The organism is Streptomyces sp. SID13726 (assembly GCF_010548375.1).
Classification (GTDB): Bacteria; Actinomycetota; Actinomycetes; order Streptomycetales; family Streptomycetaceae; genus Streptomyces.
The window spans coordinates 164,244-177,914 of the sequence record NZ_JAAGLY010000013.1 but is presented as its reverse complement, the minus strand read 5'-3'; the positions used below and the strand labels follow the sequence as shown (position 1 = coordinate 177,914).

The 13,671-nt window shown below is 72.5% G+C and carries 15 protein-coding genes; 10 read left to right on the top strand and 5 right to left on the bottom strand.

The window, feature by feature from the left end; all coding sequences use genetic code 11:
- Positions 1 to 124 precede the first annotated feature (124 nt).
- From G3I78_RS30140 to G3I78_RS30125, 4 genes are read left to right on the top strand one after another with little or no spacing between them, the layout of a single operon-like run.
- On the top strand, positions 125 to 541 hold the full coding sequence (locus tag G3I78_RS30140; protein WP_164430225.1) for a hypothetical protein: 417 nt from the start codon (positions 125 to 127) through the stop codon (positions 539 to 541).
- Positions 538 to 1,467, top strand: a complete 930-nt coding sequence (locus G3I78_RS30135; RefSeq protein ID WP_164430223.1) for a hypothetical protein — start codon at positions 538 to 540, stop codon at positions 1,465 to 1,467. The genes G3I78_RS30140 and G3I78_RS30135 overlap by 4 nt, the downstream gene beginning before the upstream one ends.
- Before the next feature lie 34 nt (positions 1,468 to 1,501).
- On the top strand, positions 1,502 to 2,056 hold the full coding sequence (locus G3I78_RS30130) for a roadblock/LC7 domain-containing protein (RefSeq protein ID WP_164430221.1): 555 nt from the start codon (positions 1,502 to 1,504) through the stop codon (positions 2,054 to 2,056).
- 21 nt (positions 2,057 to 2,077) lie between these two features.
- Positions 2,078 to 2,452, top strand: coding sequence for a hypothetical protein (locus G3I78_RS30125; RefSeq protein ID WP_031060095.1), 375 nt, complete (start codon positions 2,078 to 2,080; stop codon positions 2,450 to 2,452).
- A gap of 16 nt (positions 2,453 to 2,468) precedes the next feature.
- Here the strand turns inward: G3I78_RS30125 and G3I78_RS30120 are convergent, their stop codons facing one another.
- From G3I78_RS30120 to G3I78_RS30110, 3 genes are all read right to left on the bottom strand, one after another.
- Positions 2,469 to 3,053: a hypothetical protein gene (locus G3I78_RS30120; RefSeq protein ID WP_343243881.1), complete on the bottom strand. Its 585-nt coding sequence runs from the start codon at positions 3,051 to 3,053 to the stop codon at positions 2,469 to 2,471.
- Positions 3,054 to 3,134: 81 nt separating this feature from the next.
- Positions 3,135 to 3,986, bottom strand: coding sequence for a MurR/RpiR family transcriptional regulator (locus G3I78_RS30115; protein ID WP_164430220.1), 852 nt, complete (start codon positions 3,984 to 3,986; stop codon positions 3,135 to 3,137).
- On the bottom strand, positions 3,983 to 5,584 hold the full coding sequence (locus G3I78_RS30110; protein ID WP_164430218.1) for an aromatic amino acid ammonia-lyase: 1,602 nt from the start codon (positions 5,582 to 5,584) through the stop codon (positions 3,983 to 3,985). Before G3I78_RS30110 ends, G3I78_RS30115 begins: the two co-directional genes overlap by 4 nt.
- 141 nt (positions 5,585 to 5,725) lie before the next feature.
- On the opposite strand from G3I78_RS30110, the gene G3I78_RS30105 reads away from it, so the two are divergent.
- The 5 genes from G3I78_RS30105 (at position 5,726) to G3I78_RS30085 (ending at position 9,519) form a co-directional block, all read left to right on the top strand.
- On the top strand, positions 5,726 to 6,760 hold the full coding sequence (locus G3I78_RS30105) for an ABC transporter ATP-binding protein (RefSeq protein ID WP_164430216.1): 1,035 nt from the start codon (positions 5,726 to 5,728) through the stop codon (positions 6,758 to 6,760).
- Positions 6,757 to 7,398: an ABC transporter permease gene (locus G3I78_RS30100; RefSeq protein ID WP_164430214.1), complete on the top strand. Its 642-nt coding sequence runs from the start codon at positions 6,757 to 6,759 to the stop codon at positions 7,396 to 7,398. The genes G3I78_RS30105 and G3I78_RS30100 overlap by 4 nt, the downstream gene beginning before the upstream one ends.
- A 3-nt stretch (positions 7,399 to 7,401) precedes the next feature.
- A complete protein-coding gene (locus G3I78_RS30095) occupies positions 7,402 to 8,064 on the top strand; it encodes an ABC transporter permease (protein ID WP_164430212.1) in 663 nt (220 codons plus the stop codon).
- 10 nt (positions 8,065 to 8,074) lie between these two features.
- The gene (locus G3I78_RS30090; RefSeq protein ID WP_164430210.1) at positions 8,075 to 9,004 is read left to right on the top strand and encodes an ABC transporter substrate-binding protein; all 930 of its coding nucleotides are present in this window, start codon (positions 8,075 to 8,077) and stop codon (positions 9,002 to 9,004) included.
- Positions 9,005 to 9,075: 71 nt separating this feature from the next.
- Positions 9,076 to 9,519, top strand: a complete 444-nt coding sequence (locus G3I78_RS30085) for a hypothetical protein (RefSeq protein WP_203615702.1) — start codon at positions 9,076 to 9,078, stop codon at positions 9,517 to 9,519.
- A gap of 486 nt (positions 9,520 to 10,005) precedes the next feature.
- On the opposite strand, the gene G3I78_RS30080 is transcribed toward G3I78_RS30085, so the two are convergent.
- Positions 10,006 to 11,013, bottom strand: a complete 1,008-nt coding sequence (locus G3I78_RS30080; protein ID WP_164430208.1) for a Gfo/Idh/MocA family oxidoreductase — start codon at positions 11,011 to 11,013, stop codon at positions 10,006 to 10,008.
- An 84-nt stretch (positions 11,014 to 11,097) separates the two neighbouring features.
- Positions 11,098 to 12,390 (bottom strand): family 1 glycosylhydrolase, encoded by a 1,293-nt coding sequence (locus G3I78_RS30075; RefSeq protein ID WP_203615701.1) that lies wholly within the window; start codon positions 12,388 to 12,390, stop codon positions 11,098 to 11,100.
- A 237-nt stretch (positions 12,391 to 12,627) separates the two neighbouring features.
- Between G3I78_RS30075 and G3I78_RS30070 the strand changes: the two genes are divergently transcribed.
- Positions 12,628 to 13,638, top strand: coding sequence for a LacI family DNA-binding transcriptional regulator (locus tag G3I78_RS30070; RefSeq protein WP_164430204.1), 1,011 nt, complete (start codon positions 12,628 to 12,630; stop codon positions 13,636 to 13,638).
- Positions 13,639 to 13,671 lie beyond the last annotated feature (33 nt).

Below are 13,671 nucleotides of genomic sequence, written 5' to 3'. Positions count from 1 at the left end.
AGTCGACCCACTCTAGTCACCCCGAGCATGTTCCACCGGAAAATGCCAGATCCCTCACCCCTCGCGCACACGTTGCGTAGTTTCGGCGTCACTCAGCCGAACCCCAGGCGGGAGGGGAGCCACGGTGCAGGGAATCGACGAGTGCCTGCTGGAAGCCATGCGACTGCCGGGTGCGCGGGGCGCCGCGCTGGTCGACTGGACGAGCGGGCTGGCGCTGGGAGCCGTCGGGGAGTCCCCCGGCGGTGACCAGGAGGCGGCCGCCGCCGAGGCCGCCGAGCTCGCCCGGCTCGCCGCCGAGCAGCGCGCCTTCGCCTCCGACCGGTCCGACGACACCGGGGCGGGGGCCGCCGGGGAGGAACCGGATCCGCCCGTCGAGGACCTCATCCTCAGCAACCGGGACAGCTACCACGTGCTGCGGTTCGTGCCGACGTCCTTCGACAGCAGCGTCTTCCTGCACCTGTGGCTGGCCCGCGCGGAGGGCAACCTCGCGCTGGCCCGCATCCGGCTCGGCGAGATGGCCGGACGGCTGGTGCTCGGATGACGACGGTGAAGACCACTCCGGCCACCCCGCCGCCCCGGCTGCCGGTGCGCGACAAGGCCGCCGCCACGGACCGCGGCTGGGGCGGCGTCTCGCCCATGCTGACCCGGCTCGCCGCCGAGCGGGCCACCGGCGTCCTGGTGCGCGAGCGCGGCACCCTGCACCTCGCCGACGGCAAGGTGGTGCACGCCGACAGCCCGGCCGCCCCCGGCGCCGACGTCCTGCTCGCGGCCCACGGCACCCTCGATCCCGCGATGTGGCGGGAGGCCCTCGCGGAGAGCGTCCAGAGCCTCGGGAACGCCGGGACCGGCACCCGCCGCCTCACCGGGGCGGAGGCCGTGCAGCAGGCGGGCCGCCGGCTGGTCGCGGGCGGGCTGCTCACGCCGGGCGCCCTGGAGATGTGCCGGCTGACCGCGCTGTACGACGCCGCGTACTTCGCCCTCTCCCCCAGCAGCGCCCCGGGCCGGTTCCGCTACGGCACCGAGGACGGCCTCGACGACGGCCCCGGCGAGGCACCCGACGACCGCCCCGGCACCCTGCGCCCGGTGCCCGTCGCCGACCTGGAGCGCGAGACCCTGCGCCGCCGAGACCTGCTGCACCGCATCTGGCCCGACGCACTGCCCGACGAAACGCCGCTGACCCGGGAGTACCGCCCGGCGGCCCCGTCGATCCCGGCCCGGCGGCAGGCGGTGCTGGCCCGGGTGGACGGCGTCCGCACGGCGTCGGACATCGCGCGCGAGCTGGGCCGCCCGGCCTTCCACACCCTGGTGGACGTACGGCGGCTGATGGCGGCCGGGGTGGTGGCGCCGTGTCCGCCGGCGCTGCCCGGTGAGCCTCCCGGTCCCGTGGGCGCCGGCACCTCGGTCGAGTCCGCCGACCCCCACATCACGCTGCTGAAGAGGCTCAGGGATGCGCTGGAGGCCCTTTGAGCGGCAGCGGTTCCGCGCCGAGAGGAGAGACCTGATGGCAGCAGCTCAGGACGGGATCCTGGAGGAGCTGCGCCGGCTCCGGGCCCGGGTGCCGCAGCTCACGGGCGCCCTCGCGGCCGATGCCGACGGTCTCGTCCTGGCCCAGGACACCCCGGGTGTCGATCCGGCGGCGGTGGCCGCGCTCACCGAAACCACCCTCGCGCTCGCCGGCCGGCTGGCGGACGAGACCGGCCAGGGCGAGCTGCGCGAACTGCTCGTGCGCGGGGTGTACGGCTATGTCGCCACGTACCCGGCGGGTCCCGCCGCCGTCGTCACCCTGCTCGCCCAGGACCGGGTCAACGTCGGCCGGCTCCATCTGGAGGGCCGCCGGGCGGGCGCGCGGATCGGGGAGCTCATCGACGTACCGGCCACCGCGGCCAACACGGCCGCCGCCACCGGGGCCGCGCAGACCCCGCAGACCACCACGAAGGCGCCCGCCAAGGCCGCTCCGGCACGTACCAGAGCGGCCCGCACGCCCCGGGCCAAGCCCGCGGACACCCGCGCCACGGCCACCGCACCGACGGTGGCCCGCACCACCACCGAAAGTTGAGAGAACCGAGGAGACACAGTCATGGCCAACACCGAAACCGCACTGAAGGAGGCCCTCGCCTCCATCGAGGGCGCGACCGGCGTCGCGCTCGTCGACTACACCAGCGGCATGGCGCTCGGCACGATGGGCGGCAGCAAGGGCTTCGACCTGAACGTGGCCGCGGCGGGCAACACCGACGTGGTCCGCGCCAAGATGCGCACGATGGAGCACCTCGGCCTCAAGGGCCAGATCGAGGACATCCTGATCACCCTGTCCGACCAGTACCACCTGATCCGCCTGATCGCCGGGCGCGGCGGCAACGGTCTCTTCCTCTACCTGGTCCTGGACGCCAAGAGGTCCAACCTGGCGATGGCCCGCCACCAGCTGCGCCAGATCGAGAACGACCTGGAGGTGTGACCCCGTACGACCCGTTCTAGACGAGTGCCGCGGTGCGGCGGCGCGCCCCACCCGGGGCCGCGTCGCCCGCCGCGACACCCGTGCCGCGGTACGCCTTGACGGCCTTGCCCGCCGGGCGTCCGCCGTTCGCGGCGAGCCAGTCGACCCGCACCCACAGCAGCGCGTCCTCGGCCCGCTCGCGGCGCCCGAGCCAGGCGGCCTTGAGCCAGAGGCCCGTACCGCACCCGGCGAGCAGCAGGCCGCCCGCGACGGGCACGGCGAAGTTGCAGCCCAGCGCGAGCAGCCAGGCCAGCAGCAGCCACCAGCGGTGGCCACGGCGCCAGTTGCGCACCCCGACCGCACGGTCCTGGAGCACGTCGTGCTTGCCCGCGCGAGCGGCCGCGCGTCCCAGTGCCGTGTACCGCTTGCGGCGGCTGTACGACACCACGCCCGCCGCGACGATGAACAGCGCGGCTCCTGCCATGACGCCGATCCGCCGTCCCGTGAGGCCCGGTACCAGCAGCCCGACACCGGCCGCGAACACCCCGGCCCACCACAAGGGTGCGGCTCCGGCCCGTACGACGACGGCCACCCGCACCAGTCCCTGTCCTCCGCGTGCCACGTCCGTCTCCCGTCTCGTGTCTGTGCGGCATCCGCGAGGCACGCTAGCGAGGCAACGTGAGACGAGTCTGAAAACGGGCTCCTACTCCACGAACAGCCCGCGCGCCGCCGCCCGTGCGTCGAACTCCTCCAGGCGGGCCTGCGCGTCCGGCAGGTCGTCGCACATCGCCTCAAGCAGGACCCGGCCGAGCAGCATCGGCGCGCAGGCCGTGTCGAAGGCGAGGCCGGTGCCGACGGCGGCGGGCAGCAGCAGGTCGGAGACCTTGGCGACCGGCGCGAAGGCGGAGTCGGCGACGGTGACGACGGTCAGCCCGGCCTCCCTGGCGTGAGCGAGGGTGTCCACGACCTCGCGGGGGTGCCGGGGCAGCGCGAAGCAGAGCAGGGCGGTGGCGCCCGCGCGGACGGCGGCGTCGATCCGGTCCTGGATCATCGTGCCGCCCTCGTCGAGCAGCCGTACGTCCGGATGGACCTTGGCGGCGAAGTACGCGAAGCCGTACGCCTGCGAGGCGGCGGCCCGCAGCCCGAGCACCGGCAGCGGGCGGGAGGCGGCGAGCAGCTGCCCGGCCCGCTGCACCGGGCGCGGGTCGGCGAGGACCTCCGCGAGGTGCCGGAGGTTCTCGATCTCGGCCTCGACGGCCTGCTGGTACTCGTTGTACGACGCCGAGGCGGCCGACTGCTCGGCGGGCGCTACCTCGCGCAGGTGCCGGCGCAGGGCGGGGTAGCCGTCGAAGCCGAGGGCGACGGCGAAGCGGGTGACGGAGGGCTGGCTGACCCCGGCCAGTTCGGCCAGCTCCACGCTGGACAGGAACGGCACGTCGGCCGCCCGCCGCACCATGCTGTGCGCGATCCGCCGCTGGGTCGGTGTCAGCCGGTGCCCCTCGAACAGCGCCTGGAGCCGTCCCGCCGGGGTGTCCACCCCACCGATCTCGCTCATGCCTCGTTCCCCCTCCAGATCTCCGTGAACCGGTCGAGCAGCGCGGTCGCCGCCGTCACGTCGTCCGTGAGCGGCCGGTCGGCCGGGTCCTCGTCGAGGACCGACTCGGCGAGCTCCTGCGCCCGGCCGACCGGAAGCTCCGGGTCGGGCCTGAGGTCGCGCTGGCGCAGCGCCCGTACGGCGGCGACGAGTTCGCAGCCGACGACGAGACGGTACGCGCCGCACGCGCGCAGTGTCTGGCGGGCGGCGAGCGAGGCGAAGCTGGCCTGTTCCTCGACGCCCCGGGAGAGTACGGCGTGGCCCAGTGAGGCGGGCGCGGAGAAGGCCCGCAGATCGCCGAGGGCGGCTCCGGCGGCGTACTCCAGGATCATCACGCCGGAGGAGGCGGGCTCCGGGTCGGCGAGGAAGGGCCGCAGGCGGGTGAAGGCGGGCTCGTTGAGGGTGGAGAGCCGGGAGGTGGACAGCCGGGCGACCTGGGTGAGGGCCAGCCTGAAGTGGTCGAGGGCGAGGGCGAGTTGGGCCTGGTAGAAGCCGCCGTGGTGGTAGGCGGCCATGTCCTGGGCGTCGATCAGCGGATTCTCGGCGGCCGCGTTGATCTCGATGGCGAGGACCTCCTCCAGGGCGTCGGCGGCGTCCTGGGCGGGCCCGTGGATCTGGGGCAGGCAGCGGAAGCCGTACGGGTCCTGGATGCGCCCGAGCGGTGGGGTGGGCCGGTCCTCGGCGCCGATGAACTCCCGCATCCGGCGGGCCACTTCGGCGGACCCGCGGTGCGGCCGGGCGGCGTGCACGGGGGCGGCGTACGCCTCGTGCGACCCGTCCACGGCCAGCAGTGACAGCGCCCCGACGACCTGGGTGGCCTCGATCAGCCCGCGCAGTTCCTGCAGTGCGAGGGCGGCCTGGCCGAGGGTGAGGGCGTTGCTGCTGATGAAGGCGAGGGCGTCGTTGTTGTCGAGGGGCTGGGGTTCGGGGGCGCCGGCCGGCCTGACCGGACCGCCGAGGCCACCCGCGCCGGGCCTCCCCCTCCCTACAGCCTCAAGCACGTCGGGGGCACCCCCGCCGCCGTCCCGCCAGGGGTGCTCCCCCGCGAGCGCGAGGCCCGCCTGGGCCAGCGCCGCGATGTCCCCGGTGCCGACCGAGCCGAACTCGTTGACGACCGGGTACGCGCCGTTCTCCAGCGCCTCGCACAGGGCGGTCACCACGGTCGGCCGCAGTCCGGCGCCGCCCGCGAGGAGCTGGTTGGCGCGGACGGCGAGCATCGCGCGGACCTGCCGGGCCGGGAGTTCCTCGCCGATCGCGCCGGCGTGGCTGCGCAGCAGGCGCAGCCCGTGCTCGGCGGCCGCCTCGGTGGGCACGGCCTCGTTCCGGTTGGCGCCGACGCCGGTGGAGCGGCCGTAGACGCGTCCGGTCGCGGCGATCCGGCGGGCGGCGTCCCAGGACTCCGTCACCCGCTTCATCCCGTCGGTCCCGGGCACCGGGCGGGCGGTGCCGTCGGCGAGGCGGACGACGTCCGCGACACCGAGGCCGATTCCGTCGAGGACCACCAGGCCGGTGTGACCGATCGAGAAGGCATCCGGCGTGTCCACGATCCGAGACGACATTAGGTGGAAACTCCCATCAATCCGGACATTCGATCTTGCCTGACGGACATCCGTTACCTCGGATTAACACCGAACCGTTGACAATCCATTCAGCTACCGAGAACTCTGCATGACGTTATACAGCCGGGCAAGGGACAACTCATGATCCAGTTCGACGCGGTGCACAAGCGCTTCCCCAACGGCACGACAGCAGTCCACGACCTCACCCTCGACATGCCTGAAGGCGGCGTGACCGTCCTCGTCGGGTCCTCCGGTTGCGGCAAGACGACCACCCTCAGGATGATCAATCGTATGGTCGAGCCGACCTCCGGCACGATCAAGGTCGGCGGCAAGGACGTCACCGACCAGGACGCGGCCGAACTGCGCCGCTCCATCGGGTACGTCATCCAGCAGTCGGGCCTCTTCCCGCACCGCACGGTGCTGGACAACATCGCCACCGTCCCGCTCCTGCTGGGCCACGGGCGCAGGAAGGCCCGCGCCCGGGCCGCCGAGCTGCTGGAGACGGTCGGCCTGACCGCCGAGGCCGGCAAGCGGTACCCGCACCAGCTCTCCGGCGGCCAGCAGCAGCGCGTCGGGGTCGCCCGCGCCCTCGCCGCCGACCCGCCGGTGCTCCTCATGGACGAGCCGTTCGGCGCGGTCGACCCGGTGGTGCGCACCCAGCTCCAGGACGAACTGCTCAGGCTCCAGAAGGAGTTGAACAAGACCATCGTCTTCGTCACGCACGACGTCGACGAAGCCGTACGCCTCGGCGACCGCATCGCGATCTTCCGCACCGGCGGTCACCTCGTGCAGTGCGCCCCGCCCGCCGAACTCCTCGCGCGCCCCGCCGACGACTTCGTGGCCGACTTCCTCGGCGCCGAGCGCGGCCTGAAGCTGCTCTCTCTGACGACGCTGGCGGCCGTCCCGCAGGGCCCTGCGCCGGAGGGCGACACCTGGACCCTCGTCTGCGACGAGACCGGCAGGCCCCTGCACTGGGCCTCGCAGCAGACCGAACTCCCCGTGCGGCCCCTCACGGACGGCGACTCCCTGCTGGCCGCGCTCGACGAGTGCGTCGCCTCCCCCACCGGCCTGGTCGCCCGCGTCGACGCCGACGGCGTCCTGACGGGCGTCTCGTCCCGCGACGACATCCACACCCACGCGGGCAAGGCGCACACGGATGCGCGGGTGGCCGTATGACCATCGACTGGTCGTGGATCTCCGGCCACACCGACGACCTCACCACCCTGACGATCTCGCACCTCCAGGCGGCCCTCAGCGCGGTCTTCTTCGGCCTGCTGATCAGCCTCCCGCTGGCCGTGGTCGCCCACCGGATCCGCCCGCTGCGCGGCTTCCTGCTCGGGCTCTCGAACGTCCTGTTCACGATCCCGTCCATCGCGATCTTCGTGCTCCTGCTGCCGGTCAGCGGACTGACCCGGACCACGACCGTGATCGGGCTGACCGTCTACACGCTGGTCGTGCTGCTGCGGAACACCGTCGAGGGCCTCGACTCGGTGCCCGCGAAGACCAAGGAGGCCGCGAAGGCGATGGGCACGCGCCCGCTGCGCACGCTCCTCACCGTCGAACTCCCCCTCGCGCTGCCGGTGATCATGGCGGGCGTGCGCATCGCGACCGTCATGTCGATCTCCCTCGTCTCGGTCGCCACCTACATCGGCGACGGCGGCCTCGGCCAGCTCTTCACCGACGGCTTCCAGCGCAACTTCCCGACCCCGGTGATCGTGGGCGTGGTCCTCACGATCCTGCTCGCCGTGGTCGCGGACGCCCTGCTGGTGGCCCTCCAGTACGTCCTGACCCCGTGGCGCAGGAAGCGAGCCTGAGCGATGTACGAACTCCTCAAGAACCTCGGCTCCTGGCTGACCAGCGGCTCCCAGTGGGCGGGCTCCGACGGCATCGCCCACCGGCTCGCCGAGCACCTCCAGTACTCGCTGCTCGCGACGCTCATCGCGGCCGCGATCGGCCTCCCGCTCGGCCTGCTGATCGGCCACACCGGCAAGGGCGCCTTCGTCGCGATCAACCTCGCGTCCTTCGGCCGCGCCCTGCCGACGGTCGGCCTGGTCGTGCTGGTCTTCCTGGCCGGCGGACTGTCCATGCTGCCGGTGTACGTCGCCCTGGTCGCCCTCGCGGTCCCGGCGATCGTCACCAACACCTACGCGGGCATGTCGGCGGTGGACCCGGACGTCAAGGACGCCGCCCGCGGCCAGGGCATGCGCGGCCACCAGGTGCTGTTCCAGGTCGAGTTGCCGCTCGCCCTCCCCCTGATCATGACCGGCCTGCGCCTGGCACTGATCCAGGTCGTGGCCACCGCGACCATCGCGGCCTACGTCTCCTTCGGGGGCCTCGGCCGCTATGTCTTCGACGGCCTCGCCCAGCGCGATCTCGTGCAGGTGCTCGGCGGGGCGGTGCTGGTCGCGGTGGTCGCCGTGACCCTCGACCTCCTCCTCTCCGCCCTCCAGCGCTTCCTCTTCCGCCACCGCACTGCCTAGGGACCCTCAGATGAACCGACGCACTCTCCTCGGCGGCCTCCTCGCGGCGGCCTCCGTGCCCGCCCTCTCCGCCTGCTCCAGCGGCATCACCTCGCTCGACGGCGGCGGGAGCGCCTCCGGCGGGGGCGGCTCCAGCAAGGGCGGGGTCACCATCGGCACCGCCAACTTCACCGAGAACCAGGTGCTGGGCTACCTGTACGCGGCCGTGCTGGAGAAAGCCGGCGTGAAGACCAAGGTCCGCCCCAACCTCGGCACCCGCGAGATCCTGATCCCGGCCCTCAAGGGCGGCGACATCGACCTGCTGCCCGAGTACCAGGGCGCCCTGCTGCACTACCTCGACCCCAAGGCGACGGCCACCGAGGAGGGCGCGATGCAGAACGCCCTCACCGTCGCCCTCCCGGCCGGCCTCCAGGTGCTGCCGTACGGCATGGCCGAGGACTCCGACGCGTTCGTGGTGACCCAGGAGACCGCGCGGAAGTACGGCCTGACCTCCCTCGCCGACCTGCGGAAGCAGAACGGCAAGCTGGTCATCGGCGCGGCGCCCGAGGTCAAGAAGCGCCAGGTGGGCGTGGTCGGCCTGAAGGACGTGTACGGCGTGGAGTTCAAGGAGTTCAAGTCCCTCGACTCCTCCGGCCCGCTGGTGAAGGGCGCCCTCAAGAAGGGCGACGTGGACGTGGCGAACCTCTTCACCACCGACACCGACATCGTGGCCAACCACTGGGTCGTCCTCACCGACCCGAAGAACCTCATCCCGGGCCAGCACATCGTCCCCCTCATCGCCGACCGCAAGGCCGACGACACCGTCCGCAAGGCCCTCGCCCGGCTCGGCAACGTCCTGACCACGGCCCAGCTCACCGAGCTGAACCGCCAGGTCGACAAGGACAAGAAGGACCCGGAGGACGTGGCGAACGCGTACGCGAAGCAGCACGGGCTGGCCTAGGAAGGACCCCCGCCGCAACAGGGGGGCTAACCCCAGTGCAGCGGGCGGCCCGGCCTCCTACCGTGGTTCCCATGACCGGAATGGACGCGCGGGACCCCGAACTCAAGAAGGAACTCAACGCCACCCTGCAAGCGCGCAGGGAACTGGGCGAGGAGTACGAGTCCGCGCTGGTCGACTCGTTCCTGGAGAAGGTCGACCAGCGGATCGACGGCGCGGTGGACCGCCGGCTGCGCCGCCAGCTCGCCGAGCAGCAGATGGTGACGGCCCGGGGCGCCCGTACGCCCAAGTCGACGGACTCGTTCGGCGAGCGCTTCGGGTTCGGCATCGTCTCCCTGGTGCTGGCGATCCCGCTCTCGGCGATCGGCGGCGGCGTCGCCCACCTGCCCGGCCTGCTGGTCAGTTGGGTCGGCATCGTCGGCGTCAACGCCTTCCAGGCGCTGCGCGTCAACCCGGACCTCTTCCGGGGCGGCAGGCGCGGGAGGCCGTCCTCGCAGGACAGCGACTGGGAGGGCTGAGGCCGGCCGGCCTCTGGACAAGGATGTGCGCGGGGACCGCCGCACCCCCGTTGCCGGGGGGCGGGACGACGGCGGTCCCCGCGAAGGACGTCGACCAGGTCAGGCCAGGTCTCACGTCCGGCGTCCATGGAGGTCCGGGAGCCGCTCCGGAGGTCCTTGGACGTTCGGCGCCGGCCCGGGCGGGGAGCCGCTCCCGCCCTGCCGACACCCACCAATGTGCCGGACCCGTGTTAAGTGTGTGCTGCGTGCACGTGACGCGCTCGTACCAGTTCCGCGAAGTCCACCTTTTCAGTGGGGAACGACAAGTCCGCCGGATGCACGCCCTGTTCACCGGAGGTTTGCCTGCGGGAGGGGCGCGACGGCGGGTATTGGCACCTGCTGCCCCCCTACCGAGACCGGGTGACGGCAGGGCCCGGAGCGGCCGGTCACGCTGTCCGACAGGACCCACGCGATCGCCATGACCCTGCCCCCCGATGACGGGTGCCGTCAGGTTCTCCCGTAGCTCAGGCCGATCTGGTCGCGCGCGGTGTCGAGCGTGCGCATCACCGCCACGGTCTCGTCCAGCGTCATGACGTCGCTCTCCGTCTCCCCCGCGTGGAGCCGCTGCTGGACGTGCCGGATCTGATGGTGCAGGCCACCGCCTGCCGTGTCGCCGCTGTCGCCTTCGCGTGCGGCGGGCAGGCTCAGCCGTTCGGTGACGCCCCGCGACTGAACGGTCAGTTCGTCCGGGCAGTGCATCAGGAACGGCAGTTCGATGCAGCCCTCGGTTCCGGTGATACGGGCCGTGCAGCCGAGGGTCGCCCGCACGGAACTCTGGGCCAGCGCGACCGCGCCGCTGTCGTATCCGGACAGGACGGCGACGTGCTCGTCGACGCCGGTCGGGCCGAGCGTGCCGTACGCCGTGATCCGGTCGGGCGTGCCCAGCACCATGCTGGCCAGCGACAGGGGATAGACACCCAGGTCGAGCAGGGAACCGCCGCCCAGCGCGCGATCGAACAGCCGGTGTGCGGGATCCGCCGGGAACCGGAGGCCGAAGTCCGCCTCCACGGACTGGACCTCGCCGATGACGCCCTCGGCGAGCAGCTCTCTGACCTTGACGTAGGCCGGCAGGAACCGGCTCCACATCGCCTCCATCAGGAACAGGCCCCGCTTCCTGGACACCGCCACCATGTCGGCGGCCTGCCCGGCGTCCAGCGCGAACGCCTTCTCGCACAGCACCGGGCGCCCCGCGTTCAGGAACAGCAAGGTGTGCTCGTGGTGATGGGAGTGCGGCGAGGCGACGTAGACCACGTCGACGCCGTCGTCGGCGGCCAGGTCTTCGTACGAGGTGTGCCGGTGCCGGGGTGCGACGCCGTACTTCTCGCCGAACGCGTCAGCCCTTTCCCGGCTGCGAGAGCCGACGGCGACCAATTGCGCGTCCGGCAGGCGGCCCAGTGCGTCGGCGAAGCCGTTGGCGATGGCGCCGGTGCCCGCGATGCCCCAGCGGAACGACATGAGAACTCCTTGTCGGTGTGGTGGTGAGGAAGGAGAGTGGGAGCGACCCGGCGCCCCGGCCGATCCCCGTCGCCGGGCATCGGGTCACGCGGGCACCTGGTTGGTCCGGGCGACATCGCCGTACCAGTGGGCCGACGGCTTGACGACCCGGTCCTGAGTCGTGCGGTCGACCGCCACGAGCCCGTACGTGGGCCGGTAGCCGTCCCACCATTCGAAGTTGTCCAGCAGCGACCAGTGGACGTATCCCGTGACGGGCAGTCCGTCGCCGATCAGCCGGTGCACCACCCGCAGCCCCGCCCGCAGGTACTCCACCCGGTCGGCGTCGGCGGCGGTGGCGACACCGTGCTCGGTGATGACGATCTCCTTGCCGGGGAAGAGGTGCGCCACTCGCCGGATCGTGGCCTCGACCGCTTCCGGTGCCCACCGGTAGCCCATCAGGGTGCGGCGGATCCCGTCGTCGGGCGTTCCCTCCACCGGTACGGCGGCCACCGCCTGGCTGTGCAGATACGGCAGGGCGAGCGCCTGCGTCAGACGGCGATTGCGCAGCAGTGCCGCGCTGACGTGCCGGAGGATCCGGGGGGCGTTGACATCGAGGCGGGTGTAGGTCTGGACGCCGAGGAAGTCGTCCTCGGCGGTCTCGGCGAAGAACCGGTCCTCGTGGAGTTCCCTCGCCCAGCGCAGGGCGGGCATGCCGCCCTCGTTGGCGTGCCAGTCCTGGAGCGCGTGTGCCATACCGACCTTGACCCCGGGCGCGAGTTCACGGATGACCTCCCGGGCGCTGCGATGCGCGGCGTTCACTCCTGCCGCCGCGGTGTCGAACGCGTCGAGGTTCCGGACGAAGGGCGGAGTGGGGAAGGTGCCCAGATACCCGCGCGTGATCATGTTGCCGGGCTCGTTGATCGTGCAGATGTAGGGAGCACGGTCCTCCAGGTGCTCCATCACGTGCCTGGTGTAGCGCGCGAACCAGGCGGGAAGGCCGGGGTTCGTCCAGGCGCCGGCACGGGTGACCCAGGCCGGCAGCGTGAAGTGCTGGAGCGTGATCACCGGGGTGACGCCGTGCTTCAGGCAGGTGTCGACCATGTCGGCGTAGTGCCGGAGCGCCTCGCGGTCGAACTCTCCCTGGCGGGGCTCGATGCGCGCCCACTCCACGGAGAACCGGTAGGTGTTCAGCCCGAGCTTCGCGAGCAGGGCGATGTCGTCCTTGTAGCGGGTGAAGTGATCGCAGGCGATACCGGAGGGTTCCGCCAGGGGCGCCTTGGGCGCCGGGTCGGTCTCCCATTCCCACCAGTCACTGGTCGTGTTGTCGCCTTCGACCTGGTGCGCGGCGGTCGCCGCGCCCCACAGGAAGCCGTCGGGGAAGGTCAGCGGTTCGGGCATGGTCAGCTCCTGGGGTTCCGTGCTCGTAGGAAGTCGGGCCGGACGGCGTCGCGGCTCGGCCGCACCGGACGGCTGTCGGGGCCCTCTCGGGCCGCCGCCGTGCGGTTGTCGACGAAACGGCATGACAGGTCGCGGTTCCCATGGCGACGATCCACCAACCGCATCACTAACGCGCGTTAGTGAGTGACGGTACAGTACCTCCGAGGGGGGACACCCACAAGGAGAGAAGGGGCACGGATGGCAGGCGAGGCCGCCGCTCGGCCGGGGGGCCGGATCACCAGTGCCGACGTCGCCCGGGAGGCCGGAGTCTCCAGGGCCACCGTCAGCTTCGTGCTCAACGGCACCAAGGGGCAGACGATCTCCGAGTCGACGCGGCAGCGCGTCCTCGAGACGGCCGCACGACTGCACTACGCCCCCTCGGCGGAAGCCCGCACGCTCAGCCGCGGCCGCAGCGACGTCGTACTCCTCTATCAGCCCCCTCAACTGCCGCTGACCGACCTCGGCGCACTGGTCGAGTTCCTGGCGGCGGAGTTCGCGACGGTCGGGCTCACGGCGGTGATCCACCCGTGGTCCCGCAAGCCCGACGGCGATGTTTGGACCGCCATCACGCCCGTGGCCGTTCTCGCATGGGACCTGCCCGACAGCGACGTCGCCGCGATGCGGCGCAACGGCGTGCGCGCCGTGGTCTCCCTCACCGCGGAGTCCGACCCCGTCGCGCAGTGGATCTGGGGAGCCCGGGAGCACAGCATCGCCCGGTTGCAGGTCGAGCGGCTGCTCAGGGCGGGGCACCGCCGGCTCGGCTACGCCCGCCCGCACGACGAGCGCCTGGCCGAGGCGAGCGACATGCGCCTGAGAGCGCTCCGGCGAGCCTGCGCGGAGCACGGCGTACCGGCCCCCGTGACCCTGACCGTTCCCGGCGACGAGGCAGGAGCCGAAGCCGCGGTCGACGCCGTCGCGGCCTGGCGGGAGGCGGCCGTCACCGGTGTGTGCGCCCACGACGACGTGACCGCCCTGGCCGTCCTGGCGGGCCTGCGCGAGCACGGGCTGACCGCGCCGTCGGATCTGGCGGTGATCGGAGCCGTCGACTCCCCGGCCGCGCGCCTCGCCGCTCCGCCGCTGACCATGGTGGCGGTGGACATGCGGGACACCGCGCGCCACCTCGTCGAGGCGGTCACCAGCCTGCTCGAAGGCCGGAGCGTACCGGCCGGACCCGAGGTCACCCGGGTGATCGAGCGCGGCTCGGTCTGACCCGGGCGCACGCCCCGCAGCGCTCGTCACACC